General features: G+C 67.3%; 14 protein-coding genes and 1 pseudogene. 10 read left to right on the forward strand and 5 right to left on the reverse strand.

Annotated features, from left to right (window positions below; all coding sequences use genetic code 11):
* The first annotated feature begins 33 nt into the window (after positions 1 to 33).
* Positions 34 to 948, forward strand: coding sequence for an ABC transporter ATP-binding protein (locus ACVWWN_RS26205; protein ID WP_457149288.1), 915 nt, complete (start codon positions 34 to 36; stop codon positions 946 to 948).
* On the forward strand, positions 942 to 1,721 hold the full coding sequence (locus tag ACVWWN_RS26210; RefSeq protein ID WP_457149289.1) for an ABC transporter permease: 780 nt from the start codon (positions 942 to 944) through the stop codon (positions 1,719 to 1,721). The genes ACVWWN_RS26205 and ACVWWN_RS26210 overlap by 7 nt, the downstream gene beginning before the upstream one ends.
* Here the strand turns inward: ACVWWN_RS26210 and ACVWWN_RS26215 are convergent.
* Positions 1,635 to 2,846, reverse strand: a complete 1,212-nt coding sequence (locus tag ACVWWN_RS26215; protein ID WP_457146451.1) for an aminotransferase class I/II-fold pyridoxal phosphate-dependent enzyme — start codon at positions 2,844 to 2,846, stop codon at positions 1,635 to 1,637. The genes ACVWWN_RS26210 and ACVWWN_RS26215 overlap by 87 nt on opposite strands.
* A gap of 141 nt (positions 2,847 to 2,987) precedes the next feature.
* Positions 2,988 to 3,323 carry a hypothetical protein gene (locus tag ACVWWN_RS26220; RefSeq protein WP_457146452.1) on the reverse strand — a complete coding sequence of 112 codons (336 nt, stop codon included), beginning with the start codon at positions 3,321 to 3,323 and terminating at the stop codon, positions 2,988 to 2,990.
* A 62-nt stretch (positions 3,324 to 3,385) separates the two neighbouring features.
* On the opposite strand from ACVWWN_RS26220, the gene ACVWWN_RS26225 reads away from it, so the two are divergent.
* Positions 3,386 to 4,297 carry a COX15/CtaA family protein gene (locus ACVWWN_RS26225; RefSeq protein ID WP_457149290.1) on the forward strand — a complete coding sequence of 304 codons (912 nt, stop codon included), beginning with the start codon at positions 3,386 to 3,388 and terminating at the stop codon, positions 4,295 to 4,297.
* Here ACVWWN_RS26225 and ACVWWN_RS26230 read toward each other — a convergent pair.
* Positions 4,247 to 5,185 (reverse strand): ATP-grasp domain-containing protein, encoded by a 939-nt coding sequence (locus ACVWWN_RS26230; protein WP_457146453.1) that lies wholly within the window; start codon positions 5,183 to 5,185, stop codon positions 4,247 to 4,249. The genes ACVWWN_RS26225 and ACVWWN_RS26230 overlap by 51 nt on opposite strands.
* An 18-nt stretch (positions 5,186 to 5,203) precedes the next feature.
* Here ACVWWN_RS26230 and ACVWWN_RS26235 point away from each other — a divergent pair, with 18 nt between their 5' ends.
* Positions 5,204 to 6,175 (forward strand): quinone oxidoreductase family protein, encoded by a 972-nt coding sequence (locus tag ACVWWN_RS26235; RefSeq protein ID WP_457146454.1) that lies wholly within the window; start codon positions 5,204 to 5,206, stop codon positions 6,173 to 6,175.
* A gap of 10 nt (positions 6,176 to 6,185) precedes the next feature.
* On the opposite strand, the gene ACVWWN_RS26240 is transcribed toward ACVWWN_RS26235, so the two are convergent.
* Complete coding sequence (locus tag ACVWWN_RS26240; RefSeq protein WP_457149291.1) at positions 6,186 to 7,103, reverse strand: heme o synthase; 918 nt, start codon at positions 7,101 to 7,103, stop codon at positions 6,186 to 6,188.
* Between the two features lie 243 nt (positions 7,104 to 7,346).
* On the opposite strand from ACVWWN_RS26240, the gene tkt reads away from it, so the two are divergent.
* The 6 genes and pseudogenes from tkt to ACVWWN_RS26270 form a co-directional block, all read left to right on the forward strand.
* Entirely contained in the window at positions 7,347 to 9,440 is a 2,094-nt protein-coding gene (tkt, locus tag ACVWWN_RS26245) for a transketolase (RefSeq protein ID WP_457146455.1), read from the forward strand.
* 24 nt (positions 9,441 to 9,464) lie between these two features.
* On the forward strand, positions 9,465 to 10,583 hold the full coding sequence (gene tal, locus ACVWWN_RS26250; RefSeq protein ID WP_457146456.1) for a transaldolase: 1,119 nt from the start codon (positions 9,465 to 9,467) through the stop codon (positions 10,581 to 10,583).
* Positions 10,580 to 12,106, forward strand: coding sequence for a glucose-6-phosphate dehydrogenase (zwf, locus tag ACVWWN_RS26255; protein ID WP_457146457.1), 1,527 nt, complete (start codon positions 10,580 to 10,582; stop codon positions 12,104 to 12,106). Before tal ends, zwf begins: the two co-directional genes overlap by 4 nt.
* The gene (opcA, locus tag ACVWWN_RS26260; protein ID WP_457146458.1) at positions 12,103 to 13,014 is read left to right on the forward strand and encodes a glucose-6-phosphate dehydrogenase assembly protein OpcA; all 912 of its coding nucleotides are present in this window, start codon (positions 12,103 to 12,105) and stop codon (positions 13,012 to 13,014) included. The genes zwf and opcA overlap by 4 nt, the downstream gene beginning before the upstream one ends.
* The gene (gene pgl / locus ACVWWN_RS26265) at positions 13,011 to 13,748 is read left to right on the forward strand and encodes a 6-phosphogluconolactonase (protein ID WP_457146459.1); all 738 of its coding nucleotides are present in this window, start codon (positions 13,011 to 13,013) and stop codon (positions 13,746 to 13,748) included. The genes opcA and pgl overlap by 4 nt, the downstream gene beginning before the upstream one ends.
* 170 nt (positions 13,749 to 13,918) lie before the next feature.
* A pseudogene (locus ACVWWN_RS26270) lies at positions 13,919 to 14,173 on the forward strand (ATPase); the annotation flags it as partial.
* An 11-nt stretch (positions 14,174 to 14,184) separates the two neighbouring features.
* Here the strand turns inward: ACVWWN_RS26270 and ACVWWN_RS26275 are convergent.
* Positions 14,185 to 15,483, reverse strand: coding sequence for an amidohydrolase family protein (locus ACVWWN_RS26275; protein ID WP_457146460.1), 1,299 nt, complete (start codon positions 15,481 to 15,483; stop codon positions 14,185 to 14,187).
* Positions 15,484 to 15,490 lie beyond the last annotated feature (7 nt).

Genomic DNA, 15,490 nt, shown 5'->3' on the forward strand with positions numbered 1-15,490 from the left:
GCCGGCGGCTCCTCGCGCGAGCGCTCGTCGACCCTGCCCGTGCGCCTGCGGGGAGTCAGCAAGTGTTATGGGCCGACGACCGCGGTGGACAAGCTCGACCTGGAGGTGCAGCGCGCCGAGGTGCTGGCGCTGCTCGGACCCAACGGCGCCGGAAAGACCACGACCGTCGAGATGTGCGAGGGCTTCATCCGGCCCGACGCCGGCTCCATCGAGATCCTCGGCCTGGACCCGGCGGCCGACAACGCCCGGCTGCGCGAGCGCATCGGGGTGATGCTGCAGGGCGGTGGTGGTTATCCCGCGGCGCGAGCAGGCGAGATGCTCGCACTCGTGGCGGCGTATGCCGCCAGGCCGCTCGACCCGGGATGGTTGATGGACACGCTCGGCCTCACCGAATCGGCGCGCACCACATATCGACGCCTCTCCGGAGGGCAGCAACAGCGATTGGCGCTGGCATGCGCGGTGGTGGGCAGGCCCGAGCTGGTGTTCCTCGACGAGCCGACCGCGGGCATGGACGCGCACGCCCGAATCGTGGTGTGGGAGTTGATCGATGCGCTGCGCCGCGACGGCGTCACGGTGGTGCTGACAACCCATCAGCTGACCGAGGCCGAGGAGCTCGCGGACCGGATTCTGATCATCGACCACGGCGTGGCGGTGGCGACCGGGACACCTGCGGAACTGATGCGCAGCGGAGCGGAGAACCAGCTGCGGTTCAAGGCGCCGCGGATGCTGGATCTCTCACTGCTGGTGTCCGCGCTTCCGGAGAGCTACCAGGCGAGCGAGACGGCACCGGGCGAATACCTGGTCGAGGGCCACATCGACCCGCAGGTGTTGGCCACCGTCACGGCGTGGTGTGCGCGGCTCGACGTGTTGGCCACCGACATGCGGGTCGAGCAGCGCAGCCTCGAAGACGTGTTCCTCGAACTGACGGGCAGGGAGCTGCGATCGTGACCACCAATCGCTTTGCACCAGGCACGTTTACGCCGGATCCCCGCCCGGCCGACGTCCGCAGAATGCTGGCCGCGCAGTTCGGCCTCGAGTTGAAGCTCTTGCTGCGCAACGGTGAGCAACTGCTGCTGACGATGTTCATTCCGATCACGCTGCTGGTCGGGCTGACCCTGCTCCCCCTCGGCTCGTTCGGACCGAACCGGGCGGCGACGTTCGTGCCCGCCATCATGGCGCTGGCGGTGATCTCGACGGCGTTCACCGGGCAGGCCATCGCCGTCGCGTTCGACCGGCGCTATGGCGCGCTGAAGCGACTGGGCGCCACCGCACTCCCGGTGTGGGGCATCATCGCGGGTAAGTCGCTCGCGGTGGTGGCCGTTGTATTCCTGCAGTCAATCATGTTGGGCGCCATCGGGTTTGCCCTAGGCTGGCGGCCCGCCATCGCCGGGCTGGCCGTCGGTGCGCTGATCATCGCCCTGGGCACCGCGGTGTTCGCCGCACTCGGCCTGCTCCTGGGTGGCACCCTGCGCGCCGAGATCGTGCTGGCCGTGGCCAACCTGCTCTGGTTCGTCTTCGCCGGTTTCGGTGCGCTGACTCTGGAGGGCGGCATCGTCTCCCGTGGCGTTCAGTGGGTGGCGCGCATGACGCCGTCCGGAGCGCTGACCGAGGCGCTGTCACAGGCGATGTCGATGTCAGTGGACTGGTATGGACTGGCCGTGCTCGCGGTGTGGGGTGCGGTCGCAGCGCTGTGTGCGCTGCGCTGGTTCCGCTTCACCTGAGCCTGTCGGCAGGGCGATGACATCGGCGACCGCCTCGAGGAAGCGGTTGCGCTCGTCGGCGCGCGGCGCGACGATCCGCAGCGCGTCGGGACTCACCCCGTGCGCGGCGCTGAGCACCCGCACACCGATGCCGTGGCGCCGGAAGATCCGTGCGACGTCCTCCGACCGGTCGCAGAATGCATACTGGAAATGGACGTTCGAATTGCACTGAGGCAGAAGGCCGGGAATGACTTGCAGTACCCCGGCCAGCCATGCGCTGTCGGCGTGCATCCGCGCTCGGGACTCCGCAGCCCATGCGACGTCTCGCACCGCGGCACACGCGATGTGGACGTCGATCCCGGACAGACCCCAGTTCTCCTGTTGGCCGAACAGCCGTTTGAGCGGCTCGTGGTCGGCACACCAGGCGATGCCCGCCCGCGTCGCGGCGATCCCGTAGAACTTCGACGTCGACTGGAGCACAACCAGGTTCGGGATGTCGCAGCCAAGCGTCGACCATCCCACCGGATCGGAGGTGAAGTCGATGTAGGACTCATCGACGACGAGCGTCGCGCCGGGATGCGCATCGGCGGCCGCGATGAGGTCCTGCGGGTCGAGCAACGTCCCGGTCGGATTGTGCGGATTGGAGATGATGACCAGTCTGCCCGATTTCAGAGCCGCTTGGATCTGCTCGACCGTCGGAACCTGTTCACCCGCCATACTGAAACCGCGCCCGGGAAACACCTTGAGGTAATCGGTGTACGCCGGCAAGGGGACATGGACGTCGGCGTGGTCGAGCTCGCGACCCATCGCCCAGATGAACTCGCTGGCCCCCCTGCCCGCGATCATCGCGCCGCTCTTGACGCCAGTCGCCTGACGATAAAGCCCCACGAGTCGGGCGGCCGCGTCGTAGGGGTGAAGCAGGATGTCGGCGGCCGGAATCGAGTGCAGCGCCGCGATCGCGGCAGGAGCAGGGCCGTAGCGATTGACGCACGTACTCAGATCGATGTCGACGCCCCGGCTGGGATCGCCGCCCTGCGCGCCGAAATCGACATGTGCCGCCGTATTCCTGGCCAGCGCGGCCTGGCGCCTCATTTCGATCGCCCGGTAGGGCAGCGCGTATCTCTGCGACGCAGGAAAGAATGGCATGTCGTCCCCCTGGCTGGTCGTATCTACCGTTCGATACAAGCCAAAAGTAGGCCGCACCATCGGGATAACGGCAGCGTGCAGAACTACGCCAGTTTGCTGCCGGTAGCTACCTGCATCGGTACGCGCTACTTGGTTCTGGCGTCAGGCACGGACAAGTATCGATGAATGAAGGGGCGGTAGCCGGTTTTTCAGCTGACCAACCTCTTCGATATTGTGCGTCACCCAGGCCCGGACCATGTCGCCGGAACCCGCCGACCAGGTGGGGTCAAGCTCGAAGACCATGATCCCGGCGAGCCGCTGTCGCCCGAACGCCGGCCGGGCCAACGGCCGGCGGAGGTGGTCGATCGGATGGCGGCCCAGTAGCGATCGATGATTTCGCGACACGTGGGAGATGGTGCCGTCGAGGTGGGTGAACCAGATCATGAACCGGGAATTCCATTTCGCGGCATCACCCGCTACTACGGGTTGTAGTTGCAATCCACTACGATCAGGCCGTGCCCGTCGGACGATTCCTCCTACGGCTGGTCGACCTGCTGCCGATGCCGAGCCTGCGGGCTCAGCGCGCCATCGCGGCGGCGGTCATCCTGACCCAGGGCGGCATCGCGGTCACCGGCGCCATCGTCCGCGTCACCGCATCGGGTCTCGGCTGCCCCACCTGGCCGCAGTGCTTCCCCGGCAGCTTCATCCCGGTCCCGCATGCCGAGGTGGCCGGCATCCATCAGGCTGTCGAGTTCGGAAATCGGATGATCACGTTCCTCGTGGTGCTCACCGCGGCGCTGGCCGTGCTGGCGGTCACGCGGGCCCGGCGCCGTGGTGAGGTGCTGTTCTATGCGTGGCTGATGCCGGCGTCGACGGTGGTGCAGGCCGTCCTCGGCGGGATCACCGTGCTCACCGGTCTGCTGTGGTGGACGGTGGCCATCCACCTGCTGGCGTCGATGACCATGGTGTGGCTCTCGGTGTTGCTGTTTGTCAAGGTCGGCGAGCCCGACGCCGGCGACTCGGCACCCGTGGTCCCCAAACCGTTGCGCCAACTGACCGTGTTGACCGCCGTGGTGCTGGCGGCGCAACTGGTGACGGGCACGCTGGTGACCGGTGCCGGACCCCACGCCGGGGACAAGAGCGTCACCCAGCCCGTGCCGCGGCTGCAGATCGAGATCACGACGCTGGTGCACGTGCACTCGTCGCTGATGGTCGCCTACCTGGCGCTGCTGGTCGGCCTCGGCTTCGGGCTGCTGGCCATACACGCCCCTCGCCCGGTCAACGCACGCCTGGCCGTGCTCGTGCTGCTGGTGTTCGGACAGGGTCTCGTCGGCACGGTGCAGTTCTTCACGGGCGTGCCCGCCGCGCTGGTGGCCGTGCACGTCGCGGGAGCGGCCGCGTGCACCGCCGCCACCGCGGCGCTATGGGCGTCGATGCGAGAACGGACCGAGGCCGAGCCGGTCGAGGGCTGACTCCACCCCGACCGCGAACTCGCGCTGCTGCCGACTCCGCGCCGCCGCGTCGAGCTGCCGCCAGCCCAGCGACGGCTCGACGAGTTCGAGTTCGAGGAGCTTGGGATCCGACGCCCCGCCGATCACGTCGACGCGGGCGTAGAGCAGCTCGGCCGGATCAGTGTCGAGGTGCCCGGCCGCAGCGGCCAGCGCCCGATAGCCGACATCCCACAGTTCGAAGTCCGGGTCGGCCGGCTTCAGCGATTCCTCCGCGTAGGTGCCCGAGTCGTCGAATGCGGGCCGCGCTCCCGGCGGTGGCAGTATCGGCCCCTTCGTGAACGCGTGGGATTGCTGCCCGCCGAGAAACACCAGCGCCGTCTCGCCGTCCTCGACCCGAGGATCGTAGGGTTGCACCAGCACCGTGCGCCCTTCCGACTGCAGCTGCGCCGCGTGTCGTCGCGCGGCATCGGAGTCGACGAACCGTTGCGCCCCAGCCGACCCCGCACCGACGGCGGGTTTCACCACCACCTCACCGTCGGGTAGGCGGACGCGCTTTCCCGGCTCGAAGAAACGGCTGGCCAGGGTCGGCACACCCGCCTGCGACAGGTCGGCCAGATATCGCTTGTCGGTGTTCCACGCCACCACCACCGGCGGGTTCAGCAGGTTCCTGACCCGCTTCGTCCACGCCAGGAACTCGTCGAGACGATCGACGTAGTCCCACGTGGCACGCAGGATCACCAGATCCGCGTCGAGTGTCTGGGGGTCGTCCCAAGACAGCCAGCGCGCGTGAAGCCCCCGCATACGCAGCGTCGCGACCAGGTCCGCGTCGTCGCCGTCACCCTCGACCAACGCCCGGCAACCTGCGAACACGATGCGCGGGTGGAACACGTCGGGCCGGGCGAGCTTCACGTGTGGATGATAGTCAGCATGAAGGCGATCGAGATCACCGAGACCGGCGGACCAGAAGTACTGACCTACGCCGAGAAACCACAGCTCTCGCCCGGCCCCGGCGAGGTGCTGATCAAGGCCGAGGCGATCGGCGTGAACTTCCTCGACACGTACTTCCGGTCGGGTCAGTATCCGCGCGAACTGCCGTTCGTCATCGGCAACGAGGTGTGCGGCACGGTGGCGGCGGTGGGCGATGACGTGGCCGCGCTGGCGGTCGGTGACCGGGTCGTCACCGCGCAGGCCGACGGCGCCTATGCCGAATACAGCGTCGCCCCGGCCGATTACTGCGCCTACGTACCCGACGGTGTCAGCCCCGACGTGGCCGCCGCCGCCCTGCTGAAGGGCATGACCGCGCACTACCTGATCAAGTCGACGTATCCGGTGCAGCAGGGCGACTCCGTGCTGGTGCACGCAGGCGCCGGCGGTGTCGGGCTCATCCTGACCCAGTGGGCCACCAGCCTGGCGGCCCGGGTCATCACCACCGTGTCGACGCCGGAGAAGGCCGAACTGTCGCGCCAAGCGGGCGCGGTGGAGGTGCTGGACTATCCCGAGGACGCCAAAGAGTTCGGCGCGAAGATCAAGGAGCTCACCGACGGCGGCGTCGCCGCGGTGTACGACGGCGTCGGCGCCGACACGTTCGACGCCAGCCTGGAGAGCCTGGCGATCCGCGGCACGTTGGCGCTGTTCGGCGCGGCGAGCGGGCCCGTGCCGGCGTTCGCGCCGCAGCGCCTCAACTCCGCGGGCTCGCTGTTCCTCACCCGGCCCACCCTCGCGCACTACACCCGCACCCCTGACGAGTTCGGTTGGCGCGCAGGTGAACTACTCGACGCGATCTCGACGGGAACGATCACCGTCACGGTCAGCGAGCGCTACCGCCTGGAGAACGCCGAACAGGCCCACCGCGACCTGCAGGGCCGCAAGACCGTGGGTTCGGTGGTTTTGGTGCCTTAGGCGGGCACCGTCAGACGGTGAACAGCGTCGGCAGGCCCAGGGCCGAGTCGACCGCCAACGCGCAGAACACCACGGCGAGGTAGTTGTTGGACTGCAGGAACAGTCGCAACGGCTTCACCGCTTCGCCGCGGCGCACTCCGGCGTACAGCTGGTGGGCCATCAGCAGGAACCATGCGCCCGCCAGCACCGCGACCGAGGCGTACAGCCAGCCGGTCGCCAGCGCCAGTGCCAACGTCGCCAGCACCGTCAGCCAGGTGTAGATCAGGATCTGCTTGGTCACCTCGCGCTCGGTGGCCACCGCGGGCAGCATCGGCACCCCGGCCGCGCGGTAGTCCTCCTTGTAGCGCATGGCCAGCGCCCAGGTGTGCGGCGGCGTCCAGAAGAAGATGATCGCGAACATCACCAGTGCGGGCCAGCCGATGGTGCCCGTCACCGCTGACCATCCGATCATCACCGGCATGCAGCCGGCCGCCCCGCCCCACACGACGTTCTGCGATGTGCGGCGCTTGAGCAGCAGGGTGTAGACCAGCACGTAGAACGCGATCGTCGCCCCAGCCAGATGCGCGGACAGCATGTTCGTGGTCCACCACAGCCAGAAGAACGAACCGACCGACAGCGTCAGCCCGAACACCAGCGCGTGACTGCGCGGCACGGTGGCCAGGGCCAGCGGCCTGCGCTCCGTGCGCTTCATCACCTTGTCGATGTCGGCGTCGGCCACGCAGTTCAACGTGTTGGCGCCCGCCGCCGCCAACAGCCCGCCGACCAGTGTGTTGAGGATCAGCAGCGGATCGACCGTGCCGCGGTGGGCCAACAGCATCGCCGGGATCGTGGTGACGAGCAAAAGCTCGATCACGCGCGGCTTCGTAAGAGCGAGATAGCCGAGAAGCGTGGTGCGGATCCGCCGCCGGAGTCGCTGAGCCGGCGTCAGTCCGGGGGCAACGCCGTCGCGAATGGTCACGCAGATAACTCCTCAAGAATGGCGGCACCGCCAGCTTCTACTACAGACGATGGTAGACCGCTGGGGTGCCCCTCCGTCAGTGCAGGGTCGATTCCTGTGGAACCTCGGTGTATGCGGAGTGAACGTGCCAACGCCGCCTGCCGCAGTCGATGATCCCGCACTAGGGTGGGTATGCGGATTATCGAGCCGGGCCGATGTTAAGGAGTACGCCGCGTGACCACAGTGGAAGAGATCTCTGAACTCACCCGCCCGCACCACCCGGATGACTGGACCGACATCGATTCCGAGTCGGTCGACACGGTCCGGGTGCTGGCGGCGGATGCGGTGCAGAAGGTCGGCAACGGGCATCCGGGTACGGCGATGAGCCTGGCGCCGCTGGCCTACACGCTGTTTCAGCGCCAGATGCGCCATGACCCCAGCGACGTGCACTGGCTGGGCCGCGACCGGTTCGTCCTGTCCTGCGGGCACTCGAGCCTGACGCTCTACATCCAGCTGTACCTCGGCGGGTTCGGCCTCGAGCTATCCGACATCGAGTCGCTGCGCACCTGGAAATCCAAGACGCCCGGCCACCCTGAGTTCCGGCACACCAGGGGGGTCGAGATCACCACGGGCCCGCTGGGTCAGGGTCTTGCCTCCGCTGTCGGTATGGCGATGGCGTCGCGCTATGAGCGTGGGCTGTTCGACCCGGATGCCGCCCCGGGCACCAGCCCGTTCGACCACTTCATCTACGTGATCGCCTCCGACGGCGACATGGAGGAGGGCGTCACCAGCGAGGCGTCGTCGCTGGCAGGCACCCAGCAGCTGGGAAATCTGATCGTGTTCTACGACCACAACCAGATCTCGATCGAGCACGACACCAATATCGCGCTCTCCGAGGACGTCCCCGCCCGCTACCGGGCCTACGGCTGGCATGTGCAGGAGGTCGAGGGCGGCGAGAACGTCGTCGGCATCGAGCAGGCGATCGCCGAGGCCAAGCGCGTGACGGACAAACCGTCGTTCATCTCGCTGCGCACCATCATCGGCTATCCGGCACCGACGAAGATGAACACCGGTGGTGCGCACGGCTCCGCGCTGGGCGACGAAGAGGTGGCCGCCACCAAGAAGGTGCTCGGCTTCGACCCGGACAAGACGTTCGAGGTGCGCGACGAGGTCATCGAGCATACGCGGAAGTTGGTGCAGCGCGGCAAGGAGGCGCACGAGAAGTGGCAGCCGGAGTTCGACGCGTGGGCGCAGCGCGAACCCGAACGCAAGAAGCTGCTCGATCGGCTGCTGGCCCAGGAGTTGCCCGACGGCTGGGACTCCGACATCACCCACTGGGAGCCGGGTTCCAAGCCATTGGCCACCCGCGCCGCCTTCGGTCAGGTGCTCAACGACGTCGCGCCGAAGCTGCCCGAATTGTGGGGTGGTTCCGCTGACCTCGCCGGCAGCAACAACACCACCATCAAGGGCGTCAAATCGTTTGGGCCGCCGACGATCTCGACAGATGACTTCACGGCGGACTGGTATGGCCGAGTGCTGCATTTCGGCATCCGCGAACACGCCATGGGCTCGATCCTGTCCGGCATCGTGTTGCACGGTCCGACCCGCGCGTTCGGGGGAACGTTCCTGCAGTTCTCCGACTACATGCGGCCGGCCGTGCGACTGGCGTCGTTGATGAACATCGACACCATCTACATCTGGACCCACGACTCCGTCGGCCTCGGCGAGGACGGCCCGACCCACCAGCCGATCGAACACCTGGCCGCGCTGCGCGCCATTCCGAACCTGTCGGTGGTGCGCCCGGGCGATCCCAACGAGACCGCCTACGCGTGGCGGACCATTCTGGCGCGCGGCGCCACCAGCGGCCCGGTCGGGTTCATCCTCACCCGGCAGGGCATCCCGGTACTGGAGGGCACCGACGCCGATGGTGTCTCGAAGGGCGGCTACGTGCTCGGCGGCGGTAACCCCGCCGACGACGCCGATGTCATCATCATCGCGACCGGTTCGGAACTGCAATTGGCCGTCGAGGCCAGAAAGCTCTTGGCGGAGAAGGACATCACCGCCTACGTCGTCTCGATGCCGTGCGTGGAATGGTTCGAATCGCAGCCCAAGGAGTACCGCGACCGCGTCCTTCCGCCCGACGTGTCGGCGCGCGTCGCCGTCGAGGCTGCCGTCGCCCAGAGCTGGTACAAGCTCGTCGGCGACACCGGTGAGATCGTCTCCATCGAGCACTACGGCGAGTCGGCCGACGACAAGACGTTGTTCCGCGAGTTCGGCTTCACCCCGGAGGCCGTGGTGGCCGCCGCGGAGCGATCGATAGACAATTAGAGACTAGAGAGAAGGACCGAAGCAATGGCTCAGAACCCCAATCTGGCGACACTGTCCGCCGCGGGTGTGTCCGTATGGCTGGACGACCTTTCCCGCGAGCGGCTCCAGACCGGCAACCTGCAGGAGCTGATCGACACCAAGGGCGTGGTCGGTGTCACCACCAACCCGTCGATCTTCCAGGCGGCGCTGTCCAAGGGCACGGCCTATGACGGCCAGGTCAAGGAACTCGCCGAACGCGGCGCCGACGTGGACGCCACCATCCGCACCGTGACCACCGACGATGTCCGCAACGCGTGCGACGTGCTGGCCAAGACGTATGAGTCCTCCGGCGGCGTCGACGGCCGGGTGTCCATCGAGGTCGACCCGCGGCTGGCCCACGACACCGACAAGACGATCCTGCAAGCCATCGAGCTGTGGAAGATCGTCGACCGGCCCAACCTGCTGATCAAGATTCCCGCCACCATGGCCGGCCTGCCCGCCATCACGGCCGTCATCGCCGAAGGCATCTCGGTGAACGTGACGCTGATCTTCTCGGTCGAGCGCCACCGTCTGGTGATGGACGCCTACCTCGCCGGCCTCGAGAAGGCCAAGGAGGCCGGTCACGACCTGGCCAAGATCCATTCCGTCGCATCGTTCTTCGTGTCCCGCGTCGACACCGAGATCGACAAGCGGCTGGAGAAGATCGGCGGCGAGGAGGCACTGCGGCTGCGCGGCAAGGCCGGCATCGCGAACTCGCGTCTCGCCTACGCCGCCTTCCAGGAGGTGTTCGAGTCCGGTGAGCGGTTCGGCGCGCTGAAGGCGAACGGAGCCCGGGTACAACGGGTGCTCTGGGCGTCGACCGGCGTCAAGAACCCGGACTATCCCGACACGCTCTACGTCACCGAGTTGGTCGCGCCGGACACCGTGAACACCATGCCGGAGAAGACGATCGATGCGGTCGCCGATCACGGCGACATCACCGGCGACACCGTCAGCGGCACCGCCGGCGAAGCCCAGGAGCTGTTCGACAAGCTGTCCGGGGTGGGCATCGACCTTCCGGATGTGTTCCGCGTGCTCGAGGACGAAGGCGTGGAGAAGTTCGAGAAGGCATGGCTCGAGCTGCTCGAGGCCACGCAGGGTCAGCTCGACGCTGCGAAGAAATGAGCGACTGGCATAATCCGCTGCGGGACAAGCGCGATAAGCGCATGCCCCGGATCCCGGGCCCATGCGGCCTGGTGATCTTCGGCGTCACCGGTGATCTGGCCCGCAAGAAGCTGATGCCCGCGATCTACGACCTCGCCAACCGCGGCCTGCTTCCCGCCGCGTTCAGTCTGATCGGGTTCGCCCGACGGGACTGGGCCGACGAAGACTTCGGCAAGATCGTGTACGACGCCGTCAGGGAGCATGCGCGCACACCGTTCCGCCAGGAGATCTGGGACCGGCTGGAAGAGGGCATCCGCTTCGTGCAGGGCACGTTCGACGACGAGGCTTCGTTCGGCCGGCTCGCCGAGACGCTGGACAAACTCGACGCCGAACGTGGCACCGGTGGCAACCACGCGTTCTACCTGTCGATCCCGCCCAATGCGTTCCAGACCGTCTGCGAGCAGCTGGAGAAGTCCGGGCTGGCCCGCCAGCAGGAAGGCCGCTGGAGCCGGGTGGTGGTCGAGAAACCGTTCGGCCACGATCTGAACAGCGCCCGCGAGCTCAATGCGGTGGTCAACAGCGTGTTCCCGGAGGAGTCGGTGTTCCGTATCGACCACTACCTGGGCAAGGAGACGGTCCAGAACATCCTGGCCCTGCGCTTCGCCAATGAGCTGTACGAGCCGATCTGGAATGCGAACTACGTCGACAGCGTGCAGATCACGATGGCCGAGGACATCGGGCTGGGCGGGCGAGCCGGTTATTACGACGGTGTCGGGGCGGCGCGCGACGTGATCCAGAACCACCTGATGCAGCTGCTGGCGCTGATCGGCATGGAGGAACCGGTCAACTTCGGGCCCCGTCAACTGCAGGCGGAGAAGATCAAGGTGTTATCCGCCACTCAGCTGATGCAGCCGCTGGACCAGACGACCGCGCGCGGACAGTACGCGGCCGGCTGGCAGGGCAGCGAAAAGGTCGCCGGGCTGCTCGAGGAGGAGGGGTTCGCCAAGGACTCCACCACCGAGACCTACGCCGCGATCGCGCTCGAGATCGACACCCGCCGTTGGGCAGGAGTGCCGTTCTTCCTTCGCACGGGAAAGCGGCTGCCGCGCAGGGTCACCGAGGTCGCGTTGATCTTCAAGCGTGCCCCGCATCTGCCGTTCGACAAGACGATGACCGAGGAGCTGGGCCAGAACGCTCTGGTGATCAGGGTGCAGCCCGACGAGGGCATCACCACCCGGCTCGGCTCCAAGGTGCCGGGCAGCCAGATGGAGGTCCGTGACGTGAACATGGACTTCTCCTACGGCTCGGCGTTCGCCGAGGACTCGCCGGAGGCCTACGAGCGGCTGATCCTCGACGTGCTGCTCGGTGAGCCGTCATTGTTCCCTGTCAACGCGGAGGTCGAATTGTCCTGGGAGATCCTAGATCCCGCCCTAGAGCACTGGGCGTCACAGGGCAAGCCCGAGCTCTACGAACCGGGCACCTGGGGCCCGGAGTCCGCCGCCGAGATGCTGCGCAACATGGGACGCGAATGGAGACGCTCGTGATCGTCAAGCTGCCGGCCACCACCACCAACGAGGTCAACAAGAAGATCATCGGGGTCCGCGAGGAGGGTGGCGCGATCACGCTCAGCCGGGTGCTGACCCTGGTGATCGCCCCGGATAGCGAAGAGTGCCTCGAGGATTCGATCGAGGCGGCGAACTACGCCAGCCGCGAACACCCGTGCCGGGTGATCGTGGCGTTCGCCGGTGACCGGAAGGCGGATAGGCCCCAGCTGGACGCCGAGATCCGCGTCGGCGCCGATGCTGGCGCCGGCGAGGTGGTCGTGCTGCGTCTGCAGGGTGAGCTGGCCGACCATCCGAGCAGTGCTGTGCTGCCGTTCCTGCTGCCGGACACGCCGGTGGTGTCCTGGTGGCCGGCCGCCGCGCCCGCTGTTCCCGCGCAGGATCCGTTGGGCAAGTTGGCGAATCGCCGGATCACCGACGCTACCAACAGTGAGGATCCGCTGGCGGCGATCAAGAGCCGGCTGCAGGGCTACACCGAGGGTGACACCGACCTGTCGTGGAGTCGCGTCACACATTGGCGCGCGCTGCTGGCCACCGCCGTGGATCAGGCGCCCCACGAGCCGATCAAATCTGCCGTGGTGTCGGGCCTGAAGACCGAACCGGCGCTCGACATCATGGCCGGATGGCTGGCCGCCCGCATCGACGGCCCCGTGCAGCGGGCGGTCGGCGAGCTCAAGGTCGACCTGGTCCGGGACTCCGAGACGATCACGCTGAGCAGGCCGCAGACGGGCGTCACCGCCACGCTCACCCGCACCAGTAGGCCGGAGGCGCGAATACCGTTGGCGCGCAGGGAGGCCAAGGAGTGCCTCGCCGAGGACATGCGCCGGCTCGATGCCGACGAGATCTATCACGAGGCGCTGCAGGGCCTCGACAAGGTGCAATACGTATGAGCCCGTCGGTGCACACCTATCCCGACACCGCGGAGCTGGTCGCGGCGGTCGGTGATCGCCTAGCCGAGGAGATCGTGTCCGTCATCTCGTTCCGCGGCCGGGCGATGATCGTGCTCACCGGCGGCGGCACGGGCATCGGCCTGTTGAAGCGCCTCGGCGAACGCGGCGATGCGATCGACTGGTCGCGGGTGCATGTGTTCTGGGGCGACGAGCGGTACGTGCCCGAGGACGACGACGAGCGCAACGACAAGCAGGCACGCGAGGCGCTGCTCGACCACATCGACATTCCGGCCGCCAACGTGCATGCGATGCCATCATCCGACGGCGAGTTCGGCGATGACCTCGACGCCGCGGCGTTGGCGTACGAACAGGTGCTGGCGGCCAACGCCGATCCCGGAGAGCCGACGCCGATCTTCGACGTCCATCTGCTGGGCATGGGCCCCGAGGGGCACGTCAACTCGCTGTTCCCCGACACCGCCGCGGTGCGGGAGAAGGGCCGCATGGTGGTCGGCGTGACCGAGTCCCCCAAACCGCCGCCGCGCCGAATCACGCTGACAATCCCCGCGATTCAGCGCTCACGGGAGGTGTGGCTGGTGGTCTCGGGGGCCGGGAAGGCCGACGCGGTGGCCGCGGCGGTCGGCGGAGCGGATCCCGTCGACGTGCCTGCCGCGGGAGCGATCGGCCGTGACGCCACCGTGTGGCTGCTGGACGAGGAAGCCGCCGCCAAGCTCTAGCCCCGCGCACCCGAGGACTGCGTGCGAGCATCGGCGTGGCCGGCGACGAATTCCGTGGCGCGACTTACTGTGTCACCGCCCTTGGGCGAGCGTGGATCGCTATCACATTGTCTGCGCTGCACACCTGTCAGACGACCAGCTCGCTCCGGCGGTTCCCGGACTGTGGTGCAATGGCAGACAAGAGCCCTAAGCCGGTCCGCACCGGTCCCGAGCGGATCAGGAAACTCGCCCAGGCGGCACTGAATGCCGATGTCACGGTCGAGCAGGTCGACACCATTCTGGAGCACCTGAGCGAAACCCTGATCGACCTCAATAATTGGACGGGCAACCTGGACGCGACTCCGGAGCGGTTCAACGAGACGATCAGCCGTATCAACGAATTGGCGCCGCGCCTCCAGCTCGTCTGCGATTGCCTCGAAGGGGTGTGCCCGGCCGACTACCGGGTCAGGTGAGCGCGGTCGTCCCGGTTGTCCTTGACCACCACCCCGCCCTTGACGATCACCGCGATATTCGTGCACGGGTCGGACAGCACGTTCAGATCCACCGTCGGGTCTGCGTTGACGAGCAGGAGATCCGCCCAGGCTCCGGCGGTGATCTCGCCGAGCCTGGCCGATCGGTACGGATCGCGGTCACCGGCGAGCCGGAACAGACTCGCGTTGCCGGACGTCACGATCTTGAGCGCCTCGGTGTTGGTGAAGTACTGTCCGAGTCGGGCCAGCATCTCGCTCTGTCTGTAAGTCTTGTCCGGCTCGAAAAGTAGATCGGTCCCCCACGCGACCTTCACGCCGTGCTTCTTCGCCCACTCGTACAGCCGATCCGTGCCGCCACAGATCTCTCGGTTCTTGTCGGCGCTTTCCGGATTGATGAACGCGTGGTCGTGTTCGGCGAACGGTTGCGTCGACAACCACACTTCCCGCTCGGCCAGCATCGCGACCGTCGCTTCGTCGGCGAGATGGCCGTGTTCGATCGATTTCACCCCCGCGTCGACGGCCCGGCGGATACCGGCGACGCTGTAGACGTGGGTGGCGACGTAGGTGCCGTAGTCCTCGGCGGCCTCGACCGCGGCGCGCAGTTCCCGCGGCGTGAACTGCAGTGTGTACAGCGGGTCGTACAGCGATGCGGCACCGCCACCGACCATCAACTTGATCTGGGAGGCGCCCAGCTTGAGCTGCTCCCGGACGGCGGCCAGCACCCGGGCCGGGCCGTCGGCGACCCGCATGAAACCGATCTCCTCGCCCCGCGACTGTGGGCCGCCCAGCGCGGTCGGACGCTGGTAGACGAAGCTGAAGTCCCCGTGACCGGCGGTCTGTGAGATGGCGGCCTGGCTGGGATAGACGCGGGGTCCCAGATCGGGTTGGGCGTCGATGACCTTCCGGATGCCGACGGTGTCGCCGGCCATGTCACGGACAGTGGTGAAGCCGCGCAACAACGTGTCCTTGGCACGGGCGAGAGCGCTCGCGGCGAGCTGGGTCTGGGAGGCCATCACGAGGTCGATGAGCGTGTTGGCGGCTCCGACCAGGTGGACATGGGCATCGCTCATCCCGGGCATCAGTACCCTGTCCACACCGTCGATGACCGCGGTCTGGAGATTCTCCGCGATGGGCGACGTTTCGACGGCCGCGACCGTCTGGCCTTCGACCAGCACGTGACCTGCGACGAGCCGGCCAGAGAGCCCATCGAAGATTCGGACGTTCTTGAACAGCAGTCGGCGACCATCGCCGGCGATGTTGGCCATGTGGTCC

The sequence above is a fragment of the Mycobacterium sp. URHB0021 genome (genome assembly GCF_054057895.1).